13 protein-coding genes and 4 pseudogenes are annotated in these 19,336 nt (G+C 53.1%); 14 read left to right on the top strand and 3 right to left on the bottom strand.

What is annotated here, in order from left to right:
- Positions 1-27 precede the first annotated feature (27 nt).
- A pseudogene (locus L1889_RS07710) lies at positions 28-632 on the bottom strand (MotA/TolQ/ExbB proton channel family protein).
- A gap of 415 nt (positions 633-1,047) precedes the next feature.
- On the opposite strand from L1889_RS07710, the pseudogene xseA reads away from it, so the two are divergent.
- Both xseA and sodB read left to right on the top strand, forming a co-directional pair.
- Positions 1,048-2,374: pseudogene (xseA, locus tag L1889_RS07705) on the top strand (exodeoxyribonuclease VII large subunit).
- Between the two features lie 54 nt (positions 2,375-2,428).
- Entirely contained in the window at positions 2,429-3,007 is a 579-nt protein-coding gene (gene sodB, locus L1889_RS07700; RefSeq protein ID WP_238664645.1) for a superoxide dismutase [Fe], read from the top strand.
- Between the two features lie 98 nt (positions 3,008-3,105).
- On the opposite strand, the gene L1889_RS07695 is transcribed toward sodB, so the two are convergent.
- The gene (locus L1889_RS07695) at positions 3,106-3,543 is read right to left on the bottom strand and encodes a DUF192 domain-containing protein (protein ID WP_238664644.1); all 438 of its coding nucleotides are present in this window, start codon (positions 3,541-3,543) and stop codon (positions 3,106-3,108) included.
- A 106-nt stretch (positions 3,544-3,649) separates the two neighbouring features.
- Complete coding sequence (locus L1889_RS07690) at positions 3,650-3,904, bottom strand: cold-shock protein (protein ID WP_238664643.1); 255 nt, start codon at positions 3,902-3,904, stop codon at positions 3,650-3,652.
- A gap of 148 nt (positions 3,905-4,052) precedes the next feature.
- On the opposite strand from L1889_RS07690, the gene clpS reads away from it, so the two are divergent.
- The 12 genes and pseudogenes from clpS (at position 4,053) to L1889_RS07630 (ending at position 19,255) form a co-directional block, all read left to right on the top strand.
- The gene (gene clpS, locus L1889_RS07685; RefSeq protein WP_238664642.1) at positions 4,053-4,376 is read left to right on the top strand and encodes an ATP-dependent Clp protease adapter ClpS; all 324 of its coding nucleotides are present in this window, start codon (positions 4,053-4,055) and stop codon (positions 4,374-4,376) included.
- Positions 4,377-4,476: 100 nt separating this feature from the next.
- Positions 4,477-6,823: pseudogene (gene clpA, locus L1889_RS07680) on the top strand (ATP-dependent Clp protease ATP-binding subunit ClpA).
- Between the two features lie 3 nt (positions 6,824-6,826).
- A complete protein-coding gene (locus L1889_RS07675) occupies positions 6,827-7,693 on the top strand; it encodes a paraquat-inducible protein A (protein WP_238664641.1) in 867 nt (288 codons plus the stop codon).
- 29 nt (positions 7,694-7,722) lie between these two features.
- Complete coding sequence (locus tag L1889_RS07670) at positions 7,723-8,103, top strand: paraquat-inducible protein A (protein WP_238664640.1); 381 nt, start codon at positions 7,723-7,725, stop codon at positions 8,101-8,103.
- Positions 8,100-9,773, top strand: a complete 1,674-nt coding sequence (locus L1889_RS07665) for a PqiB family protein (protein WP_238664639.1) — start codon at positions 8,100-8,102, stop codon at positions 9,771-9,773. The genes L1889_RS07670 and L1889_RS07665 overlap by 4 nt, the downstream gene beginning before the upstream one ends.
- Complete coding sequence (locus tag L1889_RS07660) at positions 9,770-10,390, top strand: PqiC family protein (protein ID WP_238664638.1); 621 nt, start codon at positions 9,770-9,772, stop codon at positions 10,388-10,390. Before L1889_RS07665 ends, L1889_RS07660 begins: the two co-directional genes overlap by 4 nt.
- A 129-nt stretch (positions 10,391-10,519) precedes the next feature.
- Positions 10,520-14,337, top strand: a pseudogene (gene putA / locus L1889_RS07655) (trifunctional transcriptional regulator/proline dehydrogenase/L-glutamate gamma-semialdehyde dehydrogenase).
- Between the two features lie 103 nt (positions 14,338-14,440).
- Positions 14,441-15,595, top strand: coding sequence for a branched-chain amino acid ABC transporter substrate-binding protein (locus tag L1889_RS07650; protein ID WP_238664637.1), 1,155 nt, complete (start codon positions 14,441-14,443; stop codon positions 15,593-15,595).
- 100 nt (positions 15,596-15,695) lie between these two features.
- The gene (locus tag L1889_RS07645; protein ID WP_238664636.1) at positions 15,696-16,628 is read left to right on the top strand and encodes a branched-chain amino acid ABC transporter permease; all 933 of its coding nucleotides are present in this window, start codon (positions 15,696-15,698) and stop codon (positions 16,626-16,628) included.
- Positions 16,628-17,710, top strand: coding sequence for an ABC transporter permease subunit (locus L1889_RS07640; protein WP_238665883.1), 1,083 nt, complete (start codon positions 16,628-16,630; stop codon positions 17,708-17,710). The genes L1889_RS07645 and L1889_RS07640 overlap by 1 nt, the downstream gene beginning before the upstream one ends.
- The gene (locus L1889_RS07635) at positions 17,710-18,540 is read left to right on the top strand and encodes an ABC transporter ATP-binding protein (protein WP_238664635.1); all 831 of its coding nucleotides are present in this window, start codon (positions 17,710-17,712) and stop codon (positions 18,538-18,540) included. Before L1889_RS07640 ends, L1889_RS07635 begins: the two co-directional genes overlap by 1 nt.
- Positions 18,533-19,255, top strand: coding sequence for an ABC transporter ATP-binding protein (locus L1889_RS07630; protein ID WP_238664634.1), 723 nt, complete (start codon positions 18,533-18,535; stop codon positions 19,253-19,255). The genes L1889_RS07635 and L1889_RS07630 overlap by 8 nt, the downstream gene beginning before the upstream one ends.
- Positions 19,256-19,336: the final 81 nt, after the last annotated feature.

Here is a 19,336-nt window from a genome sequence, read left to right as displayed (position 1 = left end):
CCCGGGACGAGAACTGTGGCCTGAAATTCATCGTGGCATTGTGTCCAGGAAACGGTTTAATCTAGAAGCCTCAAGTTCAAGCCGGTGCAAAATATACTCAGCCTTGGAGCTAAAGTATCGATGGGCAATCAAGGCGACAATAGCGATAAGAATACCGAAGCCCGTATTGTAGAGGGCGATAGAAATACCCCGTGCCAGCTGAGACGGGTCGCTGCCTTGTGGCTGATAAGCGCCAAACAGCTCAATCATGCCGACGACGGTTCCAAACAGTCCTAATAACGGGGCGATGACGGCTACTGTTGCCAGAGCGGGTAGATAACGATGCAATGTAAAACCCACTTCGCGGCCACTTTGTTCGGCTGCCTGACGACGGGGGCTTCGGGTAAGTGGCGTAATTCGATAAGGACGCTGGCTACGCGACCAAAGCCCGGCTGAGCACCCAGCTCGCGCAGTCGATGGGCAGAAACCTGGGGAAGTGAAGCCTGTTCGAAGGCATCACTAATGCTTTGCGGATCAATATAGCGAGAGTCACGCAAATTTAGCAGGCGCTCTATGATCAAGGCCAGACCAATCACGGAGGTGGCTAATAATAGCCAGATAGGCCAGCCGGCGGCATGTAGTAGGGCGAGCACAGGAATCCTTGGAAATCGGCGTTATAGTTTAAACGCTAAGGGGTGGAAATGGATGTTGACCGTAAAAGCTGCCAAAACACCTACTATAATCGTCGGCCCGTAATATGGCGACTAGCTTAATTCCTTACTGGCTATGGCTTTAGTGATTCTATCCACAGATTCTGTGGATAATGGTGTGCATAAGCTTGGGTGAACGCACGCTTGGCAAGGCCTGGAGCTTGAGTGGACAATAAAGGCTCATTATTTTTATTTTTAAAAAAGTGTTTATTATCAGTAGGTTGGGTGGGTATTTTAATGTTTTTATCAACAGTAATACGTAATCTGCCTGAAACAATGGTTTTTTGCAGGGCAGCAGTGAGTTGTGGACAGATTCCACCGAAGTCAAGCGCTTTTCAGTTTTTTCACAGGTATTAGCATGATCCCAGAGCCAGTAATGAGTGTAGGTCAGTTAAATCGGCAGGTGAGTCAGTTGCTCGAAGAGAGTTTCACTAAAGTGTGGGTAAAAGGCGAGGTCTCCAACTTTACCCAGGCAGCCTCGGGACATTGGTATTTTACGATCAAAGACGAACGTGCTGCTGTGCGCGCAGTGATGTTCAGGGGCGCGCCTCCATGGTGGGTTTTACCCCTAAAGCAGGAGAGCAGGTCGAATTGCGTGCCAATGTCACGCTTTACGAAGCTCGAGGCGATTATCAATTGCAAGTCGACGCCATGCGCAAGGCGGGGCTAGGTGATTTGCACGAAGCTTTTTTACGCTTGAAAATCAAGCTGGAAGCCGAAGGTTTTTTGACGCCGCACGCAAACTTCCTATTCCGGCAATGCCTAAAGCCGTCGGAGTGGTGACCTCACTGTCAGCTGCCGCCCTGCGAGACGTGCTGACTGCCATGCGGCGCCGCATGCCGCATGTGGCCGTGATCGTTTACCCCGCTCCTGTGCAGGGCGCCACTGCTGCGGCTCAGCTCTGTGAGGCATTAGGCATGGCGATTGCCAGAAATGAAGTTGATACCCTGTTGCTGGTGCGGGGCGGAGGAAGCCTGGAAGACCTTTGGAGTTTTAATGATGAGTCATTGGCCCGGTTAGTCGTGGCTTCGCCTATTCCCATCATTAGCGGGGTGGGCCACGAGACTGATTTCACCATTGCTGACTTTGTGGCTGATCTGCGAGCCCCTACACCTACAGCCGCTGCCGAGTTGTCAGGCAACAGTCGCAGCCAGTGTCTGCATCAATTGCAAAGTCTCGTTCGCGCCCTGGGCCAACGTCAAACGCGCACCCTTGAGCGGGCTTCATTGCGCTTGGACCGGGCTCTGGCAGGCTTGACTTCGCCAGAGCAACGCATGGCCCATCAGCGCGAGCAACTGATGGGCCAGGCACGTAATCTCGAGAGTATCGTGCGTCGCTCGCTGGAGCAAAAGCGCTTTCGCTTCCAGTCACTGGAGCAGCGGTTAAGCAGGCTACTGCCAAGTGTAGTCTCGCGGCGCGAGCATCTTCAGCGCCAGGTGCAGGCCCTATCGTCAGGGGCGGAACGAAAGCTTCGTCAGCAGCAGCAGGAGCTCGCCCGTATTGAACAGACCCTCCAGGCTCTAAGCCCAATGCGTATTCTGGATCGCGGCTATGCTATTGTTCGGGACGAGGCGGGGCAAATTGTCAAAAATGCGTTAGACTTAAATGTTAGCGACCAGATAGCTGTTGAGCTTGGTCGCGGCAGTCTGCTTGCGGAAATCAAGCAAAAGCACGCCCTGCTTTAACCAGACCGATGCTATGTTGGCCTCGGCAACAAGATTACCTTAAAGGAATTGAACATGGCTTTTACTCTTCCTGCTCTTCCCTATGAACTAACGGCACTCGAGCCACATATCTCTAAAGAGACGCTCGAATACCACTACGGCAAACACCACCAGACATACGTCACAAACCTTAATAACTTGGTAGCCGGAACCGAGTTTGAAGGGGCTTCACTTGAAGAAGTGGTGAAAAAATCATCGGGCGGCGTATTTAATAACGCAGCTCAGGTATGGAACCACACTTTCTACTGGAATAGCCTGTCTCCCAATGGTGGCGGCGAGCCTACAGGCGCATTGGCTGAAGCCATCAACGCCAAGTGGGGCAGCTTTGAGGCCTTCAAAGATGCTTTTACCAAGTCGGCTACCGGCAACTTTGGTTCAGGCTGGACATGGCTGGTTAAAAAGTCTGACGGCAGTGTAGATATCGTTAACACCAGCAATGCAGCAACACCCCTGACTACCGACGACGTCTCGCTACTGACCTGTGATGTGTGGGAACACGCTTATTACATCGATTACCGTAATGCGCGTCCCAAATATCTTGAGAATTTCTGGGCACTGGCTAACTGGGATTTTGCGGCAAGCAACTTTGCCTGATTGTAAATAACGCCTTTAGTCAGGCTATCCGGGATCGGTTGGCCCGGATCAAACCCCGCAACGCCTTGTTGGTCTTGCGGGGTTTTACGCTGTGAACCTCAGGGTCCGGCAGGATTTTGCAGTGGTGGTGAAGGCAGTTGCTCAATGACTGCGCCGGGCGCAATGTTATGATACAGGAACCATTTCTCGTTCATTTCCAGGGCGTAGCGTACAGGAAGCTCAGGGCAGTGCGCTTCTAGGCTTTCAGGCTGCATCTCGCTAATGTTTATAATAACGCCCTGTTCATCGATGAACGCGATGCTTAACGGGATGAGCGTATTCTTCATCCAGAAGCAGGGCCTGGATACTGTCTCGAAACTAAAAAGCATGCCCTCGTCAGCAGCTAAATATTTACGGTGCATTAATCCGGTGGCGCGCTCTTCGGGGGTGCTGGCAAGCTCGACTTTAATGGTTTTGTTATCGATGCTGATCTCTGTAGTCTCAAGCTTGACTAGGCTGGCAGAACTGCTTTGGCCGTGTACCGGTTTCAGAGGCATGGCAAATACGAACAATGACGCTAAAATAAAAACAGGGCGAATTCGCCCTGATTGAAAGTGATACATGTTTAATATAAAGCTATTGTGGTTCTTGTTTTGAAAAGGGTTAACCGGCCGTAATGTTAAGCGCTTGCTGACCTTTAGGGCCTTGGGCGATTTCGAAAAGAACTTTCTGACCTTCTTTCAGGGTTTTAAAACCGTTCATTTGAATGGACGAAAAGTGAGCGAAGAGATCCTCGCCACCGTTATCGGGCGTGATAAAGCCAAAACCTTTAGCGTCATTGAACCATTTAACGGTACCTGATAGCTTTTGGCTGTCCTCTGTGGCGTTAGTGGTGGTGGCGGTGTTTAAATCAGACATTCGAACTGCCTCTCAACGATAATAAGTTACGTAATTGCTGGAAGCTATCAACTTCCATAAATTCAAATTAAGAGAGTCCTTAATTGGATTAATTTGATAATGATGAAATTTACATAAACCATCAACTATGGATATTACCTAGTTCTTTATGGCTATTCAGTTGGCAAATCAAAAAGACACGGTCGTAGAGCGTGAGACTACTCGATTGGCTCCACCGCCGATGTATCAAGTTGTATTGCTTAACGACGATTACACTCCCATGGAATTCGTCGTCGCAGTGCTGCAACGTGTGTTTAATAAAACCGAACTTGAGGCTGAGCGTATTATGCTTAAGGTACATCACGAGGGCAGGGGGATCTGTGGAATTTTCCCCAGAGACATTGCTGCAACTCGCGTTGAGATCGTGCGTCAACTGGCGGTAGCACGCGAGCACCCACTCCAATGTATTATGGAACCAGCACCCGAATCGTAGGTTTTGCTCATGTTGTTTATGTTTGGTTGTTACTTTCACCCTAATTAGTCATAGAATAGGACTACCTAGTGGTATTAATTCTCGCCGTGTAGGAGGAAGCGTGATCTCCGAAGAACTTGAAGTCAGTCTGCACATGGCCTTCGTCGAAGCCCGTGCTGCGCGCCATGAATTTATCACGGTTGAGCACCTGTTGTTGTCGTTGCTGGAAAATGTAGCGGCCATCGAAGTGCTCCGTGCATGCGCTGCCGATACCGACGCCTTACGAAAAAACCTTCGCAAGTTTATTAGCGAAAATACCCCCGTTTTTCCGGGTGAAGGCGAGGTAGATACTCAGCCGACGCTTGGTTTTCAGCGCGTTATTCAGCGCGCCATCATGCATGTCTCGTCGAGCAATAGCTCTAAGACAGAAGTTACCGGTGCCAATGTGCTGGTAGCCATGTATGGCGAAAAAGATTCCCACGCTGTGTATTACTTGCAGCAACAGGGTATTAGCCGTCTTGATGTGGTTAATTACTTATCGCACGGAATCTCTAAAAACGAGGCGGCTCCTCCGCCTCCGGCTGCGCAGGCATCATCGCGTAGCAACCCTACTTCCGATACCACGCCCAGTCGTGCTTCCGATCAGCAGAAATCACCGCTGGATCTCTACACGACTAATCTTAACGACGAGGCTGGACGTGGCCGTATCGACCCCCTGATCGGCCGCGAAAAAGAAGTCGAGCGGGTAATCCAGATTCTTTGTCGCCGCCGCAAAAACAATCCTTTGCTGGTGGGTGAAGCTGGCGTCGGTAAAACGGCGATTGCCGAAGGCCTGGCTTTGCGCATCACCTCCGGAGACGTGCCCGATATATTGTCCAATGCCTCTGTTTACTCCCTTGACATGGGGGCGCTTCTGGCCGGGACCAAGTATCGCGGCGATTTTGAGCAACGTCTGAAAGCGGTGCTTAAAGATCTGAACGATGACGAAAATGCGATTTTATTTATTGATGAGATCCATACACTCATCGGTGCGGGCTCTGCTTCTGGCGGTACTCTGGATGCGTCCAATTTACTGAAACCAGCCCTGTCTTCCGGTCAGCTCAAGTGCATGGGCGCCACCACCTATAACGAGTACCGCGGCATTTTTGAAAAAGATCATGCATTATCTCGTCGTTTTCAGAAAGTCGATGTTGTAGAACCATCGGTTGCCGAGACCGTGCTGATCCTGCGTGGCTTAAAAGGCCATTTCGAGGCTCATCATGGCGTACGCTATACGTCGTCCGCGATCACGGCTGCGGCGGAACTTGCTGCGCGTCATATCAACGACAGGTTCCTTCCCGATAAAGCCATTGATGTCATTGATGAAGCGGGGGCAGCGCAGCGTCTATTGCCTCGTTCACGTCAGAAAAAGACCATTGGCAAACAGGATATCCAGGCAACCATTGCGCAAATTGCGCGTATTCCACCGCAAAATGTATCGTCTGACGATCGCAACAAGCTTGCCACGCTACAGCGTGACCTAAGCACCGTGGTGTTCGGCCAGGACGAGGCGATCGAGGCGCTTGCCGCCGCGATTAAAATGTCGCGCTCCGGCCTTGGCCGTCCCGACAAGCCTATAGGCTCGTTCCTGTTTTCCGGGCCAACAGGCGTGGGCAAGACCGAGGTCGCGCGTCAGCTTGCTTTTGTGCTGGGCATCGAACTGCTGCGCTTTGATATGTCCGAGTACATGGAGCGCCATACCGTGTCACGGCTGATCGGGGCCCCACCGGGTTACGTAGGCTTTGATCAGGGGGCTATTGACCGAGGCCGTCACCAAGCAGCCGCATTGCGTGTTGTTGCTCGACGAGATCGAGAAGGCGCATCCTGACGTCTACAACATCTTGCTGCAGGTTATGGATCACGGCACACTCACTGACAACAATGGCCGCAAAGCCGACTTCCGCAACGTGATCCTGGTGATGACCACCAACGCCGGGGCAGAGGCACTAAGCCGTAATGCAATCGGCTTCGTAAATCCCAAGGCGGCTGGTGATGAAATGGCCGACCTGAAACGCATGTTCAGCCCCGAGTTCCGAAATCGGCTTGACGCTATTATTGGCTTTAAGCCGCTGTCACGCGAAGTGATTTTGCTCGTGGTCGACAAGTTTCTGCTGCAGCTTGAGCATCAGCTGAATGAACGTCGGGTTGAAATCACGTTTACTGATTCATTGCGTGAGCATTTGGCTAAGCATGGTTTCGATCCCACTATGGGCGCTCGGCCTATGCACAGGCTTATACAGGATACCATTCGTCGTGCCCTGGCCGATGAGCTGCTGTTCGGGCGTCTTAGCAATGGTGGGCAGGTCGAAGTCGATGTTGATGACTCAGACAAGGTGATATTAATCTTTGCTAACGGGGGTGATGATGATTCCACTAACAATACGGGGCATCCTTCGCCATCGCATCCAGAAGCCGAGCTAGTCGGTTAAGTTATGGGCGAGCCGCCGTTATTTGCTTGTCCGCATTGCGATGCCTTACACACACAGGTATCAGTGCGGGCAGACGAGTCGGCGGAGTGCGGTCAGTGCGCCTATGTATTAAACAGGGGCTCCAAACTCAAGGTCAACGACTGGTTGGCCCTGGTGTTTGGGGCCCTTGTTTTGTTTGTAATCGCCAATGTGGCTCCGCTGGTGTCACTGACTTTACAAGGTAGAAGCCTTAGTCCGAACCTGCCGTCCGCATTGGTGCTGACGTGGCAGCAGGGGCATTACTCTCTGTCCATCATGTCGGGCTTGATGGGACTGTGGTTTCCGTTGTTATTGTTGCTGTTCAGGCTATGGGCACTCTGGCTGATTAAGATACGCCGTTCGGTGCTGGATTTTGCGCTAGGTATGCGCATCATGGGGCTGCTTGAACATTGGTCGATGGTTCCCGTGGTCTTTTTGGGCGTATTGGTGGCCATGGTCAAGTTTGCGGGCATCGCAAACATGGAGTTCGAGTTTGGAATCTGGGCGTACGCTGCCTTAATGCTTGTGTATACGGGCACGTCCAAGCTTGATTCTCGACGTTTATGGGAGATGGCTGCAGAAGCCGGTATCGTCATCGCTCAGGCTAAGGCCGTCGACCCTGAGGCCTATGTGGCATGTACAGCTTGTGGCCTGGTACAAAGTCCGGTCTCGGCCGGCGAGGCGTGTCAGCGGTGTGCCAGTCGCTTAAGCAAACGCAAGATAAATATGCGCTCCAGAACTCTGGCGCTTCTGGCTGCAGCAATGGTCTTGTACATACCTGCCAATGTGTTGCCTATCATGCAGCTGCGCAGCCCCTTGGGGCTTCGGACCATACGATTCTGGGCGGGGTAATTCAGCTTTGGCAAAGCGGCTCTCCTGATTTGGGCCTGATCGTGTTTACCGCCAGCGTGGTCGTACCTATCACCAAATTTGTTGCTCTACTGATTTTATTGTTCAATTCGGGGTGGCAGGGACGTGTGGTACAGCGGCAACGTACCCGCCTGTACGAGCTTATTGAATTTATCGGCCAGTGGTCCATGCTTGATGTCTTCGTGGTGGTGCTGATGGGGGCAATGGCTAATTTTCCGGGTATTTCCCAAGTTCTTGCCGGCCCCGCTGCCTTAAGCTTCGGACTTGTCGTGGTGCTCACGATGCTGGCAACCTTAAGTTTTGATCCCAGGGTGGGGTGGGACGCTCGCACGGCAAGTCCTCAGTCTCCATCCTTTGGTACTCAGTCTTTTAAACGTTTAGGTAAACAATGAGCGAAGAAGAAAACGACGCAGGGTCTGAAAACGGTGCTGTGCCCGCATCGGTACGCCCGGTTCGAGAGCCCACTCGCGTTACGCGAAAATCGCGCTTTTCATGGATTTGGCTGGTACCCATTATTGCCCTGATAGCAGGGGCCTCATTACTGCTTAAAGACTGGTTCTACACCGGACCTACAGTTACTGTCAGCTTTGCTTCGGCAGAAGGGCTGGAAGTAGGACAAACCAAGCTTCGTTATCGCGACGTCGTTATTGGCGATGTCACACGAATTTCCGTAGCCCCTGATCGCAAGCATGTGCAGGTGCACATACAGTTGCAGAAAGCCGGCTCCGAATATATTACTCAGGAAGACTCAAAGTTCTGGGTGGTAAGGCCGCGCTTGGGCATTAGTGGTGTCTCAGGCTTAGGTACTTTGCTTTCCGGGGCTTATATCAGCGTCGATGCCCCGACGGAAGTTGACGATGTGGCGTCCGCCGTCACCGACTTCGAGGGTCTGGAGCAGCCTCCCGAGATCAATAGCGCACGGCCTGGCACGCGCTTCACACTCACGGCGCCGGACCTGGGCTCGCTCGAAATCGGCTCGCCTGTTTACTTTCAGCGTATTCAGGTGGGACAGGTCATCGGCTATGGCCTGGATGAAAAAGGCGACGGGGTGCGGGTACAGGTGTTCGTTGATGCCCCCAACGATCGCTTTGTCAGTCCTGGATCGCGCTTCTGGAATGTCAGCGGTGTGAATATGTCCCTCGATGCGACTGGTTTTAGTGTGCAGACGGCGTCCATTGTTTCTGCTCTGGCGGGCGGCGTAGCCTTTAGCCGGGGCGCTGATCTCGATGCCGAGCCGGCCATTGCAAACGCCGAGTTCGAACTGTTCCCGACGCAGGGGCAGGCGCTGGCGGAGCCCGATGGCGACCCCTTTGAACTTGAATTCCATCTGTATCAAAGCGTACGTGGACTACGAGTAGGTGCCCCTGTCGATTTCCAAGGCCTGGAGCTGGGTAATGTCACGTCTATTAATCTCAATATTGACCAGAATAGCGAACGCTTCTACACCATTGTGCGAGCGACTATTTATCCTCTGCGTTTGGGTGCGGTTTACGACTACGTCAAAGAGCGCTCCGAGTCTGATGTAGAGCCCACCAATGTGTTTCTTGAGAGCATGGTTAATCACGGTTTGCGCGCGCAGATGCGGGCCGGCAATATGCTGACTGGTCAACAATACATTGCCCTGGATTTCTTCCCGGATGCGAAGAAAGCAGACTTTGATCCGATGCGTACGCCGGTGCAGCTGCCAGTGGTGCGTGGTGACTTTGATCGTCTGCAGCAGCAATTCACCAATATCGTTAACAAGCTCGAGACCATGCCACTTAAGGAAACTGCTGAGTCCTTGAACGAAGGGTTGGCCAGTCTCGCGCAACTGATTCAACAGTTGCAGAAAACGGTGGTGCCAGGTGTAGGTAGTGCGCTTGAGTCGGCAGAAGGGGCCTTGCAGCGCATCGAGGACTTGCTCTCCGATGGCTCGCCCATGTCCAATAACCTGGAGCAGACTCTTGGTGAAATGAACCGCGCCTTAAGATCTCTGAATGATTTGACATCAGAGCTGCAAAGCCAGCCTTCGTCCTTGTTGCGTGGTCGAGCTGCTGATAAATTACCGGAGTCCCGTCGATGAGAATGGCTTATGGGGTTTTAACGATCCTTCTTCTGAGCGCATGTGCTACTGCGCCACCCACACGTCACTTTAGCTTGCAGCCTGACCAGGCTTTGACTACTGTCGATGCAGCCGTCCCGGCAAAAGCCATACTTTTGCAAAAGGTTATGGTGCCGACGCAGCTAGATAAGCGCCAGATGGTGCTGACGCAGGTGGCTGATCAGGAAGTTCAGGTGCTTAACGACTATCAGTGGGCGTCGCCACTGGCTGATGAGATTCATCAGGCCCTCACTGCCGGATTGACACAGCGGCTTGGGGTGCCGAGCGCTGAGCTAAGCCGTCCGGAAGATCGGGTCGAGCACTGGCGCATCGATGTTGAAGTGCAGCGCTTTGATTCGGTGTTCGATCAATATGTACGCCAGGATCTTTCCTGGCGCATCAGTCCTGTAAACTTTGATGGCAAAGCGCAGCTTTGCCGGATCAGTCTGCGAACCGAGGCAGGGACGGGTGTCGAGGGGCTGGCGCTTGCCCACCAGCGCCTCCAGAGTGAATTTATCGACGTGATGATTCAACAAATGAACGGTGCGGCCTCGATTAAGCCTGCTGACGAAATTGATGCATTTTCGTGTGTTATCTAGTTCGGACCACATAGGTTAACCCGCTTTTCTTTTCGGGTTAACCTGAATGTCGCTTAGGGTTTTACTTGGCTAGACTACGGAGTCATACACATACGATTCAGCAGTCAATTAGTCTGGAGACTCCACCCGATGGCAACCACGACCCTAGGCATCAAAGTTGATGACACCATTCGAGACCGGTTGCGCGAGGCTGCTCAGCAGCTAGGCTGCACGCCTCATTGGCTTCATAAGCAAGCGGTGCTGTCTTATATCTCGGCCATTGAACAGGGTGTGGTTCCGGCTGATATTTCGCACCTGAGCGAAGACAGTAATTCCTCCGATGATTCTCCAGGGTTGATTGAAAGCAATGCGCCTTTCTATGCCTTCGCCCAAGACGTACAACCGCAGTCAGTAGTGCGTGCAGCAATTACTTCTGCGTACCGTCGCCCTGAAACCGAGTGTCTGCCGCTACTCATAAATCAGGCAAAAAGCGAAGAACCCCGTAAAGTACAGAAGCTGGCTGCCCGACTAGTGGAAGCGCTTCGAGGCAAGCGCAAGGCCGGTGGCGTCGAAGCGCTGGTTCAGGAGTTTTCACTTTCCAGCCAGGAGGGCGTCGCCTTGATGTGTCTGGCCGAAGCGCTGCTGCGCATACCCGACCGCGCGACCCGTGATGCCTTGATCCGCGACAAGATCAGTCATGGAGACTGGCGATCCCATTCGGGTGAGTCCTCGTCCATTTTCGTGAATGCCGCTACCTGGGGGCTGATGATCACTGGCAAGCTCGTCAGCGTTAACAGCGAAAAAACCTTGTCTTCAGCGTTGACACGCCTGATCGCCAAAGGGGCGAGCCTTTGATACGGCAGGGGGTCAATACCGCAATGCGCATGATGGGCGAGCAATTTGTCAGTGGCCAGACGATCTCGGCCGCCCTGGCCAGCAGCCGTAAGTATGAAGAGCGCGGATTCAGCTATTCCTACGATATGCTGGGTGAGGCTGCCACGACAGCTGAAGACGCCCATACCTATTTTAAAGCCTATGAGCAGGCGATACATGCCATAGGGAAATGGTCTCAGGGGCGTGGAATCTATGAGGGCCCCGGAATCTCCATCAAGCTGTCCGCTTTGCATGCAAGGTACTCTCGAACGCAGCGCGAACGTGTCATGACTGAACTGTACCCACGTCTATTATCCTTGACGGTACTTGCCAGGCAGTACGATATCGGGATCAACATCGATGCCGAGGAAGCCGATCGCCTGGAGCTCTCTCTGGATCTGCTTGAAAAACTTTGTTTTGAGGTCGAGCTTGAAGGGTGGAATGGTATCGGCTTTGTGGTCCAGGCTTATCAGAAGCGTGCGCCTTTTGTGCTTGATTACGTAATTGACCTGGCTCGGCGGAGCCGCCATCGCCTGATGCTTAGACTGGTTAAAGGCGCTTACTGGGATACTGAGATCAAACGCAGCCAGGAAGACGGCTTGGAAGGTTACCCGGTCTATACACGTAAGGTCTACACCGACGTCTCGTATCTGGCTTGTGCACGTAAGTTGCTTGGTGCCCCCGAGGCCGTGTTTCCACAGTTTGCCACCCACAATGCACACACGCTCTCCGCGATTTATTACATGGCGGGCCAAAACTATTACCCGGGCCAGTACGAGTTTCAGTGTCTGCATGGCATGGGCGAAAATCTCTACGATGAGGTGGTTGGTTCAGCCAGTGCGATGAAACTAAATCGCCCATGCCGTATTTATGCACCCGTGGGGTCACATGATACGCTGCTTGCCTATTTGGTACGTCGCCTGCTTGAGAATGGGGCTAATACGTCGTTTGTCAATCAGGTCAGCGATGAGGCAATCCCTATCGAGCGCCTGATTGCAGATCCTGTAGAGCAGGCTTTAGCAATTCGTCCTGTAGGCAAACCTCACGAAAAAATCCCGCTTCCTGCTGATTTGTATCGCGAGCAGGGGCGGATCAACTCGTCAGGAGTCGATTTAAGCAATGAACATCGTTTAAGTTCCTTGTCAGCCGCCCTGTTGCACAGCGTAGACCAGCCCTGGCACGCACGCGCTATCGTGGGCGATGGCCTTGAGTCCAACGCTTCCGCTGATATGGCTGCCGGGCAAAGCTATCCCGTACGTAACCCGGCTAATCGATATGATGTGGTGGGACAGGTACAGTGGAGCACTAACGAACAAATTGAGCAGGCTTTGACTACGGCACAACGCGCTGCACCCATTTGGCAATCCACGCCGGTTTCGGAGCGCGCACAAGCCTTAAGACGCGCGGCGCAGCTAATCGAAGATTCGACGCAGCCTGTACTTGGAGTGCTCATCCGGGAAGCAGGAAAAGGTTTCGAGAGCGCGGTGAATGAGGTGCGTGAAGCCATTGATTTTTTACGTTATTACGCGAACCAGGCGGAACAGCAGTTTTCCAACGACACCCATCGTGCCCTTGGCCCGGTGCTGTGCATTAGTCCATGGAATTTCCCGCTCGCTATCTTTCTCGGGCAAATCTCAGCGGCTCTGGCTGCGGGTAACGTGGTTATAGCCAAGCCGGCCGAGCAGACCAATCTGATCGCCTATTGGGCCGTACAGCGCCTGCATGAAGCCGGTGTTGCGCCCGGTGCTGTGCAATTGCTGCCTGGTGATGGTGACACCGTGGGAAGCACCCTGGTTGCAGATACTCGTATCAAGGGCGTGATGTTTACTGGTTCCACAGAGGTGGCCAGAGCGATTGCGCGTACTCTTGGTACGCGCCTGGATGTGCATGGGCGGCCCATTCCGCTTATTGCTGAGACAGGGGGCTTGAACGCCATGGTCGTTGATTCCTCAGCGCTTGCCGAGCAGGTGGTGGGGGATGTCCTGAGTTCTGCCTTTGACTCGGCTGGGCAGCGCTGCTCTGCCTTGCGATTGCTGTGTATACAGAGTGATTGTGCCGACCGTGTGTTTCAGATGCTTAAAGGGGCGATGAACGAGTTGCGTGTCGGAAACCCGGACACTCTCGCGTGCGATGTGGGTCCGGTCATTGATGTAGAGGCTCAGACGCAAATAGAAAGCTATATTCAAGAAATGAAGTCAGCAGGGCATCGGGTGCATCGCATTGAGACCGACCCCGTGTGCCGTCAGGGTACTTTTATCGCTCCTGCCCTGATTGAACTTGATAGGGCCGATCAGTTGAAGCGCGAGGTGTTTGGCCCTGTACTTCATATTTTGCGCTATCAGCGGGAAGAGCTGGATGCATTGATAGATACGATTAACGAGCGTGGCTATGGCCTGACCTTTGGCGTACATACCCGGCTGGATGAAACGGTCAAACGCGTGACGGAACGTATTAAAGCGGGCAATATTTATGTTAATCGCAATATTGTCGGGGCCGTGGTGGGAGTTCAGCCTTTCGGAGGAGAGGGGCTTTCAGGCACGGGGCCTAAAGCGGGCGGGCCCCTGTATATGTACAGATTGCTGTCTCAGTCGCCTTCCATCGAGAACTTTAGTTTTTCGGTAATGAGAAATGCCGGTGGCAGTGTTGTTTTACCGGGACCCACAGGGGAAATCAACAGTTATCGTTTGCTGGCCAAAGGTACTGTGCTGTGCGTGGCGTCGACCGAACGTGGTTTACGGTGCCAGTTTGACGCATGTGAAAGCACGGGTAATCACATGCTTGTGCTAGAGAATCCATTTAGCAAAGCATGGGTTGCGGGCTTGAGTGCTAAGCAGCGCTCGCTTGTGAGCCTGATCACGGAGCTTGAGCAATCTGATGCGCAGGCGGTGCTGTTTGAAGGTGATCCGGATGAACTTCAGGCTCTGCAAGTACGTCTGCTGGAGCGGGAGGGGGCTTTGCTGAACATTCAGGGCTTAGGCGTCGAAGAAATCAAAGGGGGTAGCAGCTATCGCACTGAACGGCTGTTAAAAGAAGTATCCACTAGCGTGAACACGACGGCTGCGGGTGGTAATGCCAGCTTAATGATGGTGGGGTAATGGGTGCCATGGTTCCTTGTTCAGGGGCAGGCATTCAGTAGCAAAAGACGCGGCTTGGGGCGCTTGCAGACTAAGCCGGATAAAACCAATCAGGAGATAAATCATGAAAACAGCAACAATCTTTAGCCGTGTGGCAGTATGTGCCGCGCTGATCTCTGCGTTCGGAGCGGTGCATGCTGCCGACGAAGAGGTAGTACGTTTTGGCTTTGCGGCGCCCTTGACCGGACCACAGTCGCATTATGGCGAAGACATGCGCAATGGGCTGACGTTGGCCCTTGAAGAAGCGAATGCCGAAGGCATTGAGCTAGATGGCAAGAAAGCCAGGTTTGAGCTTTTGTCCCGGGATGACCAGGCCGACCCGCGTACCGCTGTGCAAGTGGCGCAGCAAATCGTGGATGAAAATGTAAATGGGGTGCTGGGTCACTTTAACTCCGGCACCACCATTCCGGCTTCTCGTGTCTATCATGATGCCGGGCTGCCCCAGATCGCCATGGCGACTTCCCCTGAGTACACTGCGCAAGGCTATGAAACGGCCTTTCGCATGATGACCAGTGATACTCAGCAAGGCGCGGCTGTGGGCGAGTTCATTGTGAACGATCTCGGCGCCAAGAATATCGCTCTGATCGATGACCGTACAGCGTATGGCCAAGGTCTAAGTGACCAGGTTGCCAAGGCGGTGGAGCGTTCAGGCGGTAAAGTTGTGCTGCGTGAATACACCACCGACAAAGCCAATGACTTCACTTCTATCTTGACTAACATCAAGGGCCGTAATGTCGACGCGGTGTTCTTTGGCGGACTCGATGCGCAATCCGGTCCTATGCGTCGTCAAATGGTGACGCTGGGCATTGAAGCTCCCCTGGTGTCGGGTGAAATGACACGTAGCGACACCTTCCTGAGACTGGCCGGCGCAGCAGCCGATAATACCTATGCATCATTGGCAGGCGTTCCCCTGTCATCAATGGCAGCGGGTGAAAAGTTCGCCAGTGACTATCAGTCACGTTTTAATGTCAGTCCGGGCGTGTATGCACCCTACGCTTACGATGGCGCCTGGAACATGATTGCGGCCATGAAAGAAGCGGGCTCAGCTCAACCCGATAAATATCTGGAAAAACTGGCCTCCTTAAAACGCGCCGGTGCAACCAGTGAAAATATTGCCTACGATGAAAATGGCGACCTCAGCGAAATTTCGGTCACCATTTACGAGGTTAAAGACGGCAAGTGGGAAATGGTTAAAACCATGGTTAGCCAGAATCAGTAATGGGGCTTTGTGCTCTGGCTTGAAGTAGAGCCGGGGCACAATTAATCATTTGTCTGAGAGGGCGGGCGGGGCTCGTCACTCATTTGTTAAGGTCCCGCTCATGGATATCTTTATACAGCAAGTCATTAACGGACTAACCGTAGGTAGCGTGTATGCTCTCGTGGCATTGGGCTACACCATGGTTTATGGGATTATCGGCCTCATCAACTTTGCCCACGGGGACGTGGTGATGGTGGGCGCCATGATTGCGACATCCCTGGTGCTGGCGCTTGTGGGCAGCGATATGGCCAGCGTTTCTGCCTGGCTGGCGGTAGGCTTGGCGCTGGTGGTGGCGATACCGTCATGCATGGCCATCGGATGGACCGCCGAGCGCTTTGCTTACCGTCCGCTGCGTCGGGCGCCTCGTCTGGCTGCCCTGATTACTGCCATTGGTGTGTCGTTTATAGTGCAGAATCTGGCCATGATGTTCTGGGGGCGTAGCTACCTTAACTTTCCGCACATTATCGAGCCACTGGTTTTTCATATAGGCGGGGCTCGTATCAGCCTGCTGCAAGTGCTGATTATCTTTGGTGCAACCCTTATCATGGGGGCGCTGTTACTGGTGGTGCACAAAACCCGGCTTGGTACGGCAATGCGGGCAACGGCACAGAACCGTGAGGTTGCCGGCCTGATGGGCGTAAATATCAATACCGTGATTTCCGCTGCCTTTCTGATTGGTTCAGCGCTGGCGGCAGTGGCGGGTGTGATGATTACCACCTACTACGGCGTAGCGCAGTACACCATGGGCTTCATGCTCGGGCTTAAAGCCTTTACTGCTGCAGTATTAGGCGGTATTGGGAATATGGCCGGTGCCATGCTCGGAGGGCTGTTGCTGGGACTGATTGAAGCGCTAGGGGCTGGGTACATCGGCGATCTGACCAATGGCGTTTTCGGTAGTAATTACCAAGACGTGTTTAGCTTTATTGTGTTGATTTTAGTGCTTATATTCCGGCCATCAGGCTTGCTGGGCGAGCGCATGGGAGATCGGGCATGATGGCAATCACTCAACAGTCCAGCCGTACGCCGGCGAGAGTATGGATAGGCACTTTTTTGATAGGCGCTGTGTTGCTGGCCTTGCCCTTTGTATTGGGCATGGTCGGGCAGGGCTGGATACGTATCCTGAACTTTGCCTTGCTTTACGTGATGCTGGCACTTGGGCTTAATATTGTCGTGGGCTTCGCAGGGCTGCTCGATTTGGGCTATATCGCCTTTTATGCCGTTGGAGCCTACGTATGGGCCATGCTGGCGTCGCCGCATTTTGGCTTGCATCTGCCTTTTTGGGCGGTACTGCCTGCCGCCATAGGCCTGGCAGCGCTGTTTGGCATATTGCTGGGAATTCCGGTATTACGATTGCGCGGTGATTACCTGGCCATTGTCACCTTGGGCTTCGGGGAAATCATTCGGATTTTCATGAATAACCTGGATGCGCCGGTCAATATCACCAATGGCCCTCAGGGTATTAACCGGATTGATACCTTCAAAATAGGCGAATTCGCCTTTGGCCGGGCAGAGACGCTGTTCGGTTTGCGAATCACCGGTCCTGAAAAATATTATTTTCTGCTCATTGCGCTGACCTTGCTGATTGTCTTTATCAGTATACGTCTGCAAAACTCACGCATTGGTCGAGCCTGGGAGGCTGTGCGAGAAGATGAGATTGCGGCTAAAGCCATGGGCATCAATACGCGAAACATGAAGCTCCTGGCCTTTGCCATGGGGGCAACTTTTGGAGGGGTGGCGGGGTCACTATTTGCCTCGATGCAAGGCTTTGTCAGCCCCGAGAGTTTCAGCCTGACTGAATCTATCTCTGTGTTGTGCATGGTGGTCTTGGGGGGAATGGGGCATATCCCCGGCGTTATTGTAGGCGCCATATTGCTGTCGATATTCCCTGAGTTTCTGCGCGCCGTGGTGGTTCCCTTCCAGCAGTCGGTATTTGGCGAAGTCCTCGTTGATCCTGACGCAATACGCATGCTGCTATTTGGCTTTGCCTTGGTGTTGGTGATGATTTACAGGCCTGAGGGCCTATGGCCATCTGCTACACGAAAACGCGAATTACGGGCCAAAAAAGGAGCGGCATGATGAGTCCTATTTCTTCAGCAGGTATTGAGGCTCAAGCACTCTTGGTTGCCAAAGGGTTGAACAAGCGTTTTGGTGGGCTGCACGCTCTTAAGGACGTCAGCTTCACCATTCGCAGGGGTGATGTGTTTGGTTTGATTGGCCCAAATGGTGCGGGCAAAACGACGCTGTTCAATGTGATGACGTCACTGTATGTTCCAAACAGCGGTAGTTGTACCTTCCAGGGGCGCGAGCTGGTGGGTTTGCAGCCGCACGAGATTGCACGGTGCGGCCTGGCACGTACTTTCCAGAATATCCGCCTGTTCGGCAGCCTAACGGCTATTGAAAATGTCATGATCGGGCAGCATATTCGCACAAAAACAGGGCTGGTAGGCGCTGTGCTTCGGCACCAGCGCTGCAAAGACGAAGAGCATAGGGTCGAGCAGCGCGCCTATGAGCTTCTTGACTACGTGGGCATTGAGCATCGTGCCAACGAGGTGGCGAGTTCGCTGTCTTATGGTGATCAGCGACGTCTGGAAATCGCCCGGGCGCTGGCAACAGAGCCTGCGCTATTGGCATTGGATGAGCCTGCTGCAGGAATGAACCCCGCCGAAACCGTAGTGTTAAAAGAGCTTATTTTAAAAATCCGGGCGGATGGCATTACCGTACTATTGATCGAGCACGATATGAAGTTGGTTATGGGCCTTTGTGATTACGTACTGGTACTGGAGTACGGTCAGGTACTGGCGGAGGGAAAGCCGCGCGATATACAGAGCAATCCCAAAGTCATTGAGGCTTACCTGGGCAAAGGCGCAGCAGAAGAGCAACTACCTCCCGAGGCCACCTATGTCTGAAGCCACTAAATTACTGGATATCCGTCAGCTTGATGTGGCCTATGGAGGCATCAAGGCGGTGCGGCAGCTTGATTTGCATGTTAATCAGGGCGAGCTTGTGGCCCTGATAGGCGCTAACGGCGCGGGCAAAAGCACCACGCTTAAGGCAATTTGCGGGCTGGTTCCTGTGGCCTCAGGGCAGATCAACTACGACGAGAAAAGTATAGTGGGCGTGCCGTCGTATACTTTGGTGCGGCAAGGCTTGGTGATGGTGCCCGAAGGACGCGGTATTTTTCCTCAGCTCACTATTGAAGAAAATCTTGAAATGGGAGCCTATTCCCGTAATGATCACACTGCTATAAAGGCTGAAACAGCATACGTCTATGACATGTTTCCCCGGCTTGCCGAACGACGCAGACAAACAGCAGGTACCCTTTCAGGAGGGGAGCAGCAAATGCTGGCAATGGGCAGGGCCATGTTGTCCAAGCCCAAACTGCTGTTGCTGGACGAGCCTACAATGGGCTTGGCTCCCATCATGATCGACCGAATCTTCGAGGTGGTAGAAAGCATTGCGAAGCAAGGCGTCACCATTCTCTTGATCGAACAGAATGCAAAGCTGGCCCTTGAGCTTAGCGAACGCGCTTACGTCATGGAATCAGGTGAGTTATTGCTAAAAGGCAATTCCAGGGAATTGCTGCATGACCCTAAGGTCAGAGCGGCTTATCTGGGGGAATAGAAGTGAAAAAGGGGCATTATGCCCCTTTCGTTTTTTGCCTTCAGCCGGCCTATTCTTGCCATCTGAAGAATAGAGGCTATC

This window comes from Paenalcaligenes niemegkensis, from assembly GCF_022230885.1.
In the GTDB taxonomy this organism is placed as follows: Bacteria; Pseudomonadota; Gammaproteobacteria; order Burkholderiales; family Burkholderiaceae_B; genus Paenalcaligenes; species Paenalcaligenes niemegkensis.
Note: the sequence above shows the minus strand (reverse complement) of the source record. Positions and strands in the feature narration are given on the sequence as shown.